Here is an 11,645-nt window from a genome sequence, read left to right on the forward strand (position 1 = left end):
TCTACTGCTACTATTTTAAAACAAATGTTTTAATCGCATATAATATATTTGCGAAAATATCTATAAGATTTGAATTTCTAGGCACGTCTTCATTCAAATATAGATTTTTATACCTATCAACTCCATTTTCTACATTAAAATGAGTGTCAAACCAAGGTTTCGATGGAATTCTATTCTTATCTTTTATATGTCTATATATAAGCTCTAAATTAATGTTCTCGTTAAAATCTTTAACCTGTGTTCTTGGAGAAAAATTAGTCGCAAAAATAGTTTCAAAATTAGTGTTTGTAACCAATAATGGATAATCTGAATCTTTATAAGGTACCAAAAGCATTTTATTTAGGCTCGATGCCTCCATAAAATTGCGACCAGTTCCAATTATACAATCACCCACAGCTAACAGTTCACTAGCATTATGTGTAAACAGGTCTGATGGCTCTAATATGACGTCATTTTCTAAATCTTTAGACTTTATATCTTCTAAAATAGCATTGTATATATCTTTACTCTGAATGGTTCCAATAATAACAAGTCTTACATTTAGTTCTTTAGACTTTAGCCATTTTACTAAATTTATAGCTTGATTAATGGACTTGTGATAGTGTTTACCTATTCTAGCAATTCTTAACAATGAATATTCTGCTTTTCCGTAGGTTCTATAGAACAATTCAACACGAGAATCATCTATTTGAACAGGTTTTACCCGATTAGGAATTACTGCTAAATTAGTATTTGCATAACGCTTATTGTTTAGAAAATAGGCTTCATTTTCCTTACTAAATAAAATTAAATTATTCGAAATTGGGAAATATTTTTTCGGGTTTGGTCCTCCACATTTATTTAAATATGATGCTTGATTTTTTCCTTTTGAAAACAACCTGCTAAATGCAAATGACTCAACATCAAAAGCATGTATAGCATCAGGATTTAGTTGCTTTAGTAGTTTTTTAATTTTAATGTAAGTCGACAAAAAATTAAAACCATTAAAACCAATATACTTGAATTCATAGTTGGTTTTATTTAAAACTGTTGAGGGTTTAAATCCAATATTTACAACAAATACATTTTCTGTCTTACCAATCTCATTAGCTATTGTATTTAAACTATGAAAATGCCCTCCCTTTCCGTGACCAACTGTAGTAATTAAATAAACAATGTTCATATAATACGTTGTTCTACTTCTAGATTAATATTAAAATTTTCATTTACTTTATTTTGAACATGCTTTATGACATTTAAAATGTCTTCTCCAGTGGCATTATTTACATTTACAATGAATCCGCTATGCTTTTTTGATACTTGAGCACCACCAACGGTAAATCCTTTTAATCCTAATTCATCTAACATTGGACCTACAAATTTACCAGGAGGTCTCTTAAAAACACTACCACTATTTGGATATTCTCTTGGTTGTTTGGACCATCGTCTATCTTTAGATTCATTCATTATTTTTCTAATTTTCAATGAATCGCCAGATGTTAACTGAAACCAAGCCTTTAAAATAATTTTGTCTTTTTGTTTTTGAAACATACTATTGCGATATTCTAAATCTAGTTCCTCATTTACTTTCTCTTTCACTGACATATCCGTAAGGTCTAGATAACGAACCTTTTTTAGAATATTTTTCGTTTCTCCTTCTTTTGTTCCAGCATTCATTACTACTGCTCCACCAACAGAACTTGGAATATCATAATAAAACTCTACACCTGTTAAGGCATTTTGTTCTGCAATTTCACTAACTTTTAGAATTGTTGCACCAGCTTCTGCAATTATAACATTTGCTTCTTTATTTACTTTAACCGAGTTGAAGTTGCCATTAAAAATTAAAAAATTACAATCATAATAATTTTTTGAAAGTATAACATTATGACCACTACCTAGAAGTATGAAGTTTTTTTTTGAGCTAAAAAGATCTATAACATCATCTTCATTTTCAGGAAAATAAGCTGTTTTGCATTTAGATTTTAATCTATATGAATTATAATTTGTCAAGTCAAAATCGTTATAAATTTGCATTATTATTGTTTTAACTTTCGCAATAATTGGACAATAGGTTGAAAATCTGATGCTTTATATTTCACCATAACTGAAATAGGAATCTTTGTTTCTTTGCTGTAAAAAAATATAAACAGTATGGCTGCCAGACTATAACTAATGGTTGACGCCAGGGCAGCTCCCACAGCACCAAATTTTGGTATAAAAACAACATTTAATATAATATTAATAATAAGTGCAGGAATCATAGCTTTTAAGGATACCCATGGTTTTCCTTTTCCTGATAAATCCATATTAATAACTTTAAATATAGTTAATAATAGCACTCCTGGCAATAATGTGTTTAGTACCATAACGCTCCCAATAAAAGCCTTTCCATACATTAAAACAATAATAAATTCAGACAATAAAATTAAAACTAATGCAACCAACCCAATGGCTAAGAATGATAATCTTAGTAACTGGGCTACTTTTAATGAAAATGCGCTATCGTCTTTAGACACCGCACTTCTTGCAAACACAACAGTACTTAATAACATAGGTATTTGCCATAGATATTCAGTAATACTAACTCCTTTTGAATAAATACCAGTTTCAAATTCAGTACTCAGATTATCTAATAGAATAACATCAATTCTATAATTTAGGTTTATTACCAATAAAGCAATTGCGTAAACTACACCTAGTGATAGCATTCTTTTTATTATGCCCCAATCACAATTGAAACTAAAAGCATTAATAAACTTGTTTTTAAATAGTAGAATCAAACTAATGAATATAGGACCTGCGGCAAGTGCTACGAGGTAACCAGAAATTCCATAGGATAACCATAGAACCAAAATTGCAGTAATCACAAAGACAATTATAGTTGGTATCCAATTAATTTTATTGAATGTCCCTATTTGATTTTTTCCTAAAAAAATACCAGAGTTGTATGTATTAAATAGAGCAAAAGGTATTGGTGATAAAGCTAGAATAACCAACCATATGTTTTCTCCAGATTTACTCAAATAACGCATAAGAAAAAAACATACTGCTATACTAAACACTGTAGTAAATAACCATATCTGCGTTATCGCTGTTTTTATTTGGTCTTCAGTAAAAATTTCTTTTCCCAAAAAATAAGTTGTCGATTGTCTAATACCTAAAGAACCTATCGACATAAAAAGTGAAGGATAAACTAACAAAGCGGCAATGACACCATTCTTCTCGGGTCCCAAAACTCTTGCTATTATAATAGATGTTGTCAATCCAAATACAATTATGAGTATTTTGGAAACCCCAACACTAAGAACGTCTTTTATAAAAGTATTCAAAATACTATTTCGTATTATATGGTAACTCCTAAGTCTTTCAATTTACCTTCTAGGTTTTCGTAACCCCTACCTATTTGCCAAGAGTCTTCTATTTCAGTTACTCCGTCAGCGGTCATTCCTGCCAATAATAATGCAATTCCTGCTCTTAAATCTAAAGCTTTAACCTTTGCTCCTTGCAATTTATTACCACCATGAATTTTTAATAGTCCTCCATCTATTTCATAATCCATTCCCATTTTTGACAATTCTTCTGCATAGCCGTAACGTCCAGGAAATCTTAAATCTATAATACGAGATTCCCCATTGGATGTTGCGCCAAAAACAGCAAATAAAGGCTGCATATCTGAGTTGATACCTGGATAAGGACCTGTGCTAATATCTATAGGAAAAGCTTCACCACCTCTAACAATAAGCGAATTCTCTCCTCTATAAAATTTCATTCCACTTTCTCTTAAGTGCACCAAGGGCACTTCTAAATGTTGAAAAGGAAAATCTAATATCTCTACATCTCCTTTGGTGACGACAGCACCAATTGCCCAAGTCAAGGCTTCCATATTATCTGAAATGACTTGATGTTTAACACCACGCAATGAATCAACACCTTCTATTACAATACACTTTTGACCATATACTTTAATCTGAGCTCCCATTTTATTGAGCATTGAGATTAAGTCTATAATTTCTGGTCTTATATGTGGATTCCATATAGTTGATATTCCGTTTGCCAATGTGGCACATAAAATCGCATTTTCGGTTGCTCCGGTAGAACGAATCGGTAAATGGATTTCACAACCTGTTAATCTACCTTCACTTTGGGTACATAGATAACCATCTTCCTCCCATAGTTTTGCCCCAAATTTCTCTAATAGCATTATATGAAGATCATACTTCCTGTCACCAAGTGGACATCCACCTGGGAGTGGTACTTTTCCATTTCCAAATCTCGTTGTTAATGCACCTAAAATTAAGAGAGAATTTCTAATTGAACGTTCATCCCAAAGTAATTCTGTATTTAATGTATTCTCAGTAATTTTCAGATATCTATCTCCCTCAATACAAGTTTTACCCATCTGGTTTAGCATTTTAATATGCACTTGCATATCTAAAAGTCCATTTGGAGAATTAAAAATTTCAACAGCTTCATCAGTAAGTACTGAAGCAGTTAAAAGTTTAAGCGCGCTATTCTTTGCACCACTTAATCTTACTTGCCCATTTAGTTGAGATTTTTGTATTTTAATATTCTTCATTTCCTTTATTAAGATTCGGCTGCAAATCTAAACACAATCTCGCTCTAGCACAATTATTTCAGTAAAAACTTATTTAGACTTCCACAATTACTCTAAAATTATAATTAATAATTTTTTAATTATATGAGTCATTATAAGTGTATAATTAGAATTTGAATTCTAATTTAACTTCGATTTTAATATTGTTATTATTCTTTGCTATAAAATTTGATTTTTTTTAACATGCTAATTATTGGGTCAAAATCAGATTTCTTATAACTAAACATTTCTTTCAAACTAATTTTTGAAGACAAACTATAAAAATGAAAAAAGAGAACGATTGCTAAGCAGTAACTTAGTGAAGATGCAAAAGCAGCACCTATAGCACCATATTTTGGAATCAATACTATATTTAGAATAACATTTACTATTAATCCTGGAATCATTGCTTTCATAGATACCCAAGGCTTCCCTTTGCCTGCTAAATCTTGATTTAAAATTTTAAAAAGTGTAAGAAAAAGAACACCAAATAATAAATAATTGAGGACCATAGCACTTTCTTTAAATTCTTCTCCAAACATAAAAACAATAATAAAGTCTGAAAGTAAAAATAGAACTATAGCTAAAAATAAAATCACTAATGAAGTAATTCTTAAAAGTTGACATACTCTTTTTGAAAACTCGATACCGTCTTTAGAAATTGCGCTTCTTGTAAAAACAATTGTATTTAACATCCATGGGATCTGTAATAAATAATTCCCTACAGAATACCCTTTAGAATATATACCTGTTTCATAATCCGTACTAACCCAATCTAAGATAATTATATCTAATTTTGCGTTTAAGCCTATAAACAAAAGTGCTATGGCATAAACACTTCCTAATTTTATCATAGGCAATATGACTCGCCAATCGAATTTAAGATTAAAAGAGCGAATAAATTTATTCTTAAATAGTAATAAAATAGATATGAACATTGACCCGCCAATTATTGCGATGAAATAGCCCTTAATACCCAATGCACATATAATTACAAGTACCAAGGTTAAAACCAAAGTAATAAGTGGAGGAATCCAATTCACTTTATTAAATTCCTTTATTTGATTTTTTCCTAAAAAAATTCCTGAATTATAAGTGTTAAATAACGCAAATGGAATTGGTATTAAAGCTAATAGAACTAATATTTTATGGTCACCTGATTTACTTAATTGAGTCATCAAAAAATAACAAACAAAAACGCTAATTATTGAAGTAAGGAACCAAATTTGAGTAATAGCTTTTTTTATCTGGTTTTCAGCAAAAATTCTTTTTCCTAAAAAATAAGTAGTAGATTGTCTTACACCTAATGAACCAATTGACATAAACAAAGAAGGGTAAACCATTAATGCAGCAATTATACCATTTTTTTCAGGTCCTAAAACCCTAGCCAATACAATAGAAGTTGTCAGCCCAAAAATTATTATAGCAAATTTTGAAACAACAACACTTAATACATCTTTAATAAAGCTTATCATTATCTTTTCTGAAATTTCTGAATTAGATAATTATTTTCTCTAAACTTAAGCGTACTAAATTGCTTCATTAAATTATGATTAGATACTTTAATTTCATCTATGCTTTGTTCATTAGTTATAAAGAAGCTTCTTTTTTTAAAAAACTCAAATTTAGATTTTAAGAGAAATTGTCTTAATATTTTATGAAAAATGATACCTAAAAACAGAAAAGGTTCTTTTGGACTTTTAGTAAACTTATTAAAAAACCTCATGATCGGAACATTTCCGCCTTTAAGCGATGGATTAACTATTTTGCAATTTATTGGAGAAAAATCAAATTTCGTTACACTTTCATTTACGAAAGAATCCAATTCTTGCAATGTGCTTTGCATATCATTTACAAATTCTTCAAACAATAATATTTTCAACTTGCGTTGTCCAATTTTCAGTCTAACATAATTAAGATATTTATCATATTTTAAATGATCGATATTAAATATTAATGGGTATCCATTAGAACTGATGAAATTCTTAAAACTTGCAGTTCCTCCTGTCTTAATATATTGCTTGTACAAGCTATCTATTAAGGGTTGTTGATTTCTAATAAAAATAATAACATGTAATGCATCTCCAAAAACTTCAACCAACCTGTCTATATTTCGTTTCCTATCTAAAACACCCATAAATGGATTACCATAAAATTCTTCATCAGATAACACAACACGGTCACACACCTTGTGCTTTTCCACTATAGAATTAAAAATTTCACGAGCCTTTGTTGCTTGAAAAGCGAAATCATCAGTCCGAAGAATATAAGTTTTAAATTCGGCCAAACTGGATCGATTTATATATACCGTTTTATCTTTATATAATGAAAAAAACTCTTTTTGTAAAAAGGTGGAACCTGTTTTTTGTATTCCTAAGTGTATGTAAATTTTCATTTATACTTTTTTCGGCTTTTGGCTTTAAATTTACCTTTAAGGCTATACAAATCTAGTCCAATTTATTCTTAATTTGAATTTTAGCAAATCCATTTTACTAATATAGATGTCTATAAAATTGATTAACAAATTTTCTATTTAATCTTTTAACTTAAGTAACAGCTTTATAGAACAATTTTAAAAAACAAGAATCCCCTTCTATCAAATATCAAGAAATAGGTGTTAATTATTTAACTAAAAACCAAGAATTCAACAATTCTTCACGATTATAAAGCATCGATTCTTTAGTACACCAATCAATCACCTTAAAACCGGCATGTTCACAAATTGCCTGACCAGCTGCAGTATCCCATTCCATAGTTGGTGCAAACCTTGGGTAACAATCAGCTTGACCTTCCGCAACTAAACATAATTTTAATGAACTGCCTTTGGATACTAAAGTAACTTCCCCATGCTTTTGACGCATTTCATTTATATAAGTCACAGTTTCTGGTGACATATGAGAACGGCTAGCTACTATAGTAAATGTCTTGTTATCTTGATTTAAAGGCAATTTCCCAGCATGTATTAATAAAGAGTCTACATCATAATCCTTAAGATTTACCAAAACTTTATACGATCCTTTTTCTCTTAAAGAAAAATAAAGTTCACCAGAAACGGGCACAAAAATAACCCCAAGTATGGGTTTCTGATTTTCAATCAAAGCAATATTAACTGTAAATTCACCATTGCGCTTTATAAATTCCTTTGTACCATCGATTGGATCTACAATCCATAATAGATTCCATTTTTTTCGTTGAATGTATGGAATAGATTTACCTTCTTCAGAGAGTACTGGAATGTTCGTGGAACTTAAGTGTGATAATATTTTGTTATGTGAGGCTAAATCTGCCTTGGTTAATGGCGAATTATCAGTCTTTAGTTTAACTTCAAAATCATCAGAATGATAAATTTCTAAGATAATTTTTCCAGCTTCTAAGGCAGCTTTAATTGCAGTTTTTAAATTTTTATTCATTAGAAGAATTAAATTATCATACCTGCACCAATGGTTTCATTCGTTTGTTCGTCGATAATAATAATACTACCTGTTTGTCGATTCTTTTTATAGGAATCGTAAAATATTGGTTTTGCAGTTCTTATAGACATACGTGCAATATCATTCATTTCTATACGATCAATATTTTCAATACGATGCAGTGTATTGATGTCTATTTTATACTTAATTTCTTTAATCATTCCAACACTTTCATTAGTTGTATGTCTAATAATAACTTTAGTTCTGGATCCAATTGGTTTTGTGCTCATCCAAGTGACTAACACTTCTAAATCTTGACTAATTACTGGCACATTATTTTCGCGAACTATCATATCACCACGGCTGTTATCTATCTCATCTTCTAAAGTCATGGTTACCGACATTGGTGCAAATGCTTCTTGAATTTGTTCACCATTAAGTTCTATTGTTTTTATGGTAGAAATAAAACCCGAAGGTAAAGATTTTACTTTATCACCTGGTTTAAAAACACCGCCATCAATTCTACCTGCAAATCCTCTATAGTCTTGGTTGTCTAATGTATGTGGTCTAATTACAGATTGAATAGGAAAACGACAATCAATAAGATTATGGTCGCTAGAAATGTGCACCGTTTCTAAATGATACATTAGAGTACTTCCATGATACCAATCCATATTATCAGATCGGTTTACAACATTATCACCATTTAAGGCGGAAATAGGAATAAACTGAATATCATTAATACCTAACTTAGAAGAAAACGCATTAAAATCTGAAACAATCGTATCATAAACTTCCTCACTATAATCGACTAAGTCCATTTTGTTTACACAAACTATAGCATGAGGAATGCGCAATAATGAAGCAATAAAGGCATGACGATGTGTTTGTTCTAACATTCCTTTACGTGCGTCGATAAGTATAATGGCCAAGTTAGCTGTAGAAGCTCCCGTTACCATGTTGCGCGTATATTGAATATGACCTGGTGTATCTGCAATGATAAATTTTCTCTTCGGTGTGGCAAAATAACGATAAGCTACGTCTATAGTAATCCCTTGTTCACGCTCTGATTTTAATCCATCTGTAAGTAATGATAAATCCACATAGTCGAATCCTTTGGTTTTACTCGATTTTTCCACAGCATCTAATTGATCTTGAAATATGGATTTACTGTCATATAATAAGCGTCCGATTAATGTGCTCTTTCCATCATCTACACTGCCAGCTGTTGTAAATCTTAATAATTCTATATCTTGATATTTCATTTTATCGAATAATTTTAAAAATAACCTTGTTTTTTGCGATCTTCCATCGCTGTCTCAGCACGTTTGTCATCTGCTCTTCCACCACGTTCTGTGGTTCTGGTGGTTGCAATTTCTTCAATGATTTTTTCTAAGGTATCTGCCTCAGATTCTACAGCTCCTGTAATTGGCATATCACCACATGTACGATAGCGAATTGTCATGTTGGTTACTGTTTCGTTTTCTTTTAATTTAATGAATTCAGAATTTGCCAATATCACTCCATCTCTTACAACACATTCACGCTGGTGAGTAAAATAAAGTGATGGTAGTTCTATATCTTCGGACTTAATGTATTCCCAAACATCCATTTCTGTCCAATTAGAAATAGGAAATACTCTAAAATGCTCACCATAGTTCTTACGACCGTTGAATAAATTCCAAAGTTCAGGTCTTTGATTTTTTGGATCCCATTGCCCAAATTCATCTCTATGAGAAAAGAACCGTTCTTTTGCACGTGCTTTTTCCTCATCTCGTCTAGCTCCACCCATCGCTGCATCTACTTTATGCGCTTCGAGTGTATCTAATAATGAGACAATCTGTAAAGAATTACGAGAAGCATCTGCACCAGTTTCTTCTTTAACACGACCTTCATCAATAGCTTCTTGTACTGAGCCGACAATGAGTTTAACACCTAATTTTTCCACCAATTCATCCCTAAAAGCGATAGTCTCTGGAAAATTATGACCAGTATCTATATGTATTAATGGAAAAGGGATTTTAGCCGGAAAGAATGCTTTTTTAGCCAAATGGGTAAGTAATATCGAATCCTTACCACCAGAAAATAATAATGCTGGATTTTCAAATTGTGCAGCAATCTCCCGAATGACAAATATAGCTTCTGATTCTAATTCTTTTAAGTGATTAATTACATAATTACTCATATTTAAATATTTAATTTTTTAATAATAAAGTCTAAAATGGTTTGAACAGAATTTTCTATTGATTGATTATCGGTTATAATTTCCAAATCTGCATTGACTGGAGCTTCATAAGGTGATGAAATGCCTGTCATATTACTAATCTCACCAGATCTTGCCTTTTTATATAACCCTTTTACATCTCTACGTTCACATTCTTCTAAAGATGTATTAACATAGATTTCGATAAAATTTTCCTCACCAACAATTTTTTTTACGTTCTCTCTGTCCTTAATATATGGAGAAACAAAAGCAGCTAAAGTTACTACACCTGAATCAACCAATAAATTTGCTATTTCGGCAATTCGTCTAATATTCTCAGTACGATCTTCAGGAGCAAAACTAAGATCTTTGTTAATACCTTGTCTAATATTATCTCCATCTAAACAATATGTTAAAATTCCCTTTTTATAAAGCTCAACCTCAACCAAATTAGCTAGCGTAGACTTTCCTGAACCAGATAGGCCAGTAAACCAGAGTAAAAAAGAGCGATGTTCATTTAGCTCCTCGCGGTTAAGTTTTGTGATTTTAAAATTATGTTTAATTGTATTTAAACTCATTCTTCCCTTTTTTTAAATAATTATTAAAGCGTTACTTCTTACTGCGTTGTTCTAAACCATAGTTAACTTGATACCATAACTTTTCATGTCCAAAATATAAAAGCATTTTGGTAATTACCTCAGCAACTCCTATTTTAAGACCTATTACAGGATTTCCTGTAATTACCCATCCTAAAACAATAGTATCTAAGGTGCCCACTCCACGCCAAGAGAAAGTTTTAAAAATATGGCGTTTGTTCGAATCTTTTATGGTTGATTTAAACCAAACTCTTTCATGTATATAATATAAAATCATTTTTGTAATCAACTCAAAAACTCCTATTTGGATTCCAATATTAAAATCATTAGATATAAACCATGATAACAGTATTGTGTCCAAAGTACCAATAATACGCCATGTAATAGTTTTGGCTAGATGTCGTTTACTAAATTTCACCATTAAATAATTCTAAACGCACAATGGCTGATGTCAATATCAAAAATGTTCTAGTTTCGATTTAATTTCGCAAATCTAAAACAAATACGAATAATTAAGTCTATTTTAGTCTATTAAATTAGTAGACTATTGGTTTTAAAATGAATACTAGATTATTTTGCAGTTAAATTCTCAATTATTGTTGTCAATGTAATATTACTATAATATCATTAACTTTATTTAATAGACTAAAAAAATGGAATTATAAAATTGTGATTAAAATAGTTTAAGAAATTGAAAATCAGTGAAAGAGTACTTTTAATGATTTTTCGTAAGAAAAATGCTTCATAAAAATTCCGTTTGTCTAGGATATTTCGGTAAAAAAGTTTGTTTATTCGTAAATTTTACTACCTTTGAACACCCTCTAATCACTAGACACTCATATAAAATAAATTTGTGCAAG

11 protein-coding genes are annotated in these 11,645 nt (G+C 30.6%); all 11 read right to left on the reverse strand.

Annotated elements, in window-relative coordinates; translation table 11 throughout:
• Positions 1–10: 10 nt before the first annotated feature.
• The 11 genes from Q0822_RS02620 to Q0822_RS02670 all read right to left on the reverse strand — a co-directional run bounded on the left by Q0822_RS02620 (position 11) and on the right by Q0822_RS02670 (position 11,206).
• Positions 11–1,162: a hypothetical protein gene (locus Q0822_RS02620; protein ID WP_299119786.1), complete on the reverse strand. Its 1,152-nt coding sequence runs from the start codon at positions 1,160–1,162 to the stop codon at positions 11–13.
• Positions 1,159–2,016: a UDP-N-acetylmuramate dehydrogenase gene (gene murB, locus Q0822_RS02625; RefSeq protein ID WP_299119787.1), complete on the reverse strand. Its 858-nt coding sequence runs from the start codon at positions 2,014–2,016 to the stop codon at positions 1,159–1,161. The genes Q0822_RS02620 and murB overlap by 4 nt, the downstream gene beginning before the upstream one ends.
• A 2-nt stretch (positions 2,017–2,018) precedes the next feature.
• A complete protein-coding gene (locus Q0822_RS02630; protein ID WP_299119789.1) occupies positions 2,019–3,311 on the reverse strand; it encodes a flippase in 1,293 nt (430 codons plus the stop codon).
• Positions 3,312–3,325: 14 nt separating this feature from the next.
• Positions 3,326–4,558 (reverse strand): UDP-N-acetylglucosamine 1-carboxyvinyltransferase, encoded by a 1,233-nt coding sequence (locus tag Q0822_RS02635; protein ID WP_299119791.1) that lies wholly within the window; start codon positions 4,556–4,558, stop codon positions 3,326–3,328.
• Between the two features lie 188 nt (positions 4,559–4,746).
• Positions 4,747–6,051 (reverse strand): flippase, encoded by a 1,305-nt coding sequence (locus Q0822_RS02640; RefSeq protein ID WP_299119794.1) that lies wholly within the window; start codon positions 6,049–6,051, stop codon positions 4,747–4,749.
• Positions 6,051–6,971 carry a hypothetical protein gene (locus Q0822_RS02645; protein ID WP_299119797.1) on the reverse strand — a complete coding sequence of 307 codons (921 nt, stop codon included), beginning with the start codon at positions 6,969–6,971 and terminating at the stop codon, positions 6,051–6,053. Before Q0822_RS02645 ends, Q0822_RS02640 begins: the two co-directional genes overlap by 1 nt.
• Positions 6,972–7,197: 226 nt before the next feature.
• Positions 7,198–7,986 carry a 3'(2'),5'-bisphosphate nucleotidase CysQ gene (cysQ, locus tag Q0822_RS02650; RefSeq protein ID WP_299119799.1) on the reverse strand — a complete coding sequence of 263 codons (789 nt, stop codon included), beginning with the start codon at positions 7,984–7,986 and terminating at the stop codon, positions 7,198–7,200.
• Positions 7,987–7,994: 8 nt separating this feature from the next.
• Positions 7,995–9,251 carry a GTP-binding protein gene (locus Q0822_RS02655; RefSeq protein WP_299119801.1) on the reverse strand — a complete coding sequence of 419 codons (1,257 nt, stop codon included), beginning with the start codon at positions 9,249–9,251 and terminating at the stop codon, positions 7,995–7,997.
• A 14-nt stretch (positions 9,252–9,265) separates the two neighbouring features.
• Positions 9,266–10,171, reverse strand: coding sequence for a sulfate adenylyltransferase subunit CysD (cysD, locus tag Q0822_RS02660; protein ID WP_299119804.1), 906 nt, complete (start codon positions 10,169–10,171; stop codon positions 9,266–9,268).
• Between the two features lie 2 nt (positions 10,172–10,173).
• Positions 10,174–10,767: an adenylyl-sulfate kinase gene (gene cysC, locus Q0822_RS02665; protein ID WP_299119806.1), complete on the reverse strand. Its 594-nt coding sequence runs from the start codon at positions 10,765–10,767 to the stop codon at positions 10,174–10,176.
• 31 nt (positions 10,768–10,798) lie between these two features.
• The gene (locus Q0822_RS02670) at positions 10,799–11,206 is read right to left on the reverse strand and encodes a DUF2061 domain-containing protein (RefSeq protein WP_299119809.1); all 408 of its coding nucleotides are present in this window, start codon (positions 11,204–11,206) and stop codon (positions 10,799–10,801) included.
• Between the last annotated feature and the right edge of the window lie 439 nt (positions 11,207–11,645).

Origin of the sequence: uncultured Winogradskyella sp., from assembly GCF_947496485.1 — a bacterium.
Lineage (GTDB): Bacteria > Bacteroidota > Bacteroidia > Flavobacteriales > Flavobacteriaceae > Winogradskyella.

What these genes read in the sequence shown, in the direction of transcription:
- Q0822_RS02645 (WP_299119797.1), bottom strand. Translation starts at nt 6,971, where the DNA reads ATGAAAATTTACATACACTTAGGAATACAAAAAACAGGTTCCACCTTT.
- Q0822_RS02620 (WP_299119786.1), bottom strand. Translation starts at nt 1,162, where the DNA reads ATGAACATTGTTTATTTAATTACTACAGTTGGTCACGGAAAGGGAGGG.
- Q0822_RS02655 (WP_299119801.1), bottom strand. Translation starts at nt 9,251, where the DNA reads ATGAAATATCAAGATATAGAATTATTAAGATTTACAACAGCTGGCAGT.
- cysD (WP_299119804.1), bottom strand. Translation starts at nt 10,171, where the DNA reads ATGAGTAATTATGTAATTAATCACTTAAAAGAATTAGAATCAGAAGCT.
- Q0822_RS02670 (WP_299119809.1), bottom strand. Translation starts at nt 11,206, where the DNA reads ATGGTGAAATTTAGTAAACGACATCTAGCCAAAACTATTACATGGCGT.
- Q0822_RS02635 (WP_299119791.1), bottom strand. Translation starts at nt 4,558, where the DNA reads ATGAAGAATATTAAAATACAAAAATCTCAACTAAATGGGCAAGTAAGA.
- cysC (WP_299119806.1), bottom strand. Translation starts at nt 10,767, where the DNA reads ATGAGTTTAAATACAATTAAACATAATTTTAAAATCACAAAACTTAAC.
- Q0822_RS02640 (WP_299119794.1), bottom strand. Translation starts at nt 6,051, where the DNA reads ATGATAAGCTTTATTAAAGATGTATTAAGTGTTGTTGTTTCAAAATTT.
- murB (WP_299119787.1), bottom strand. Translation starts at nt 2,016, where the DNA reads ATGCAAATTTATAACGATTTTGACTTGACAAATTATAATTCATATAGA.
- cysQ (WP_299119799.1), bottom strand. Translation starts at nt 7,986, where the DNA reads ATGAATAAAAATTTAAAAACTGCAATTAAAGCTGCCTTAGAAGCTGGA.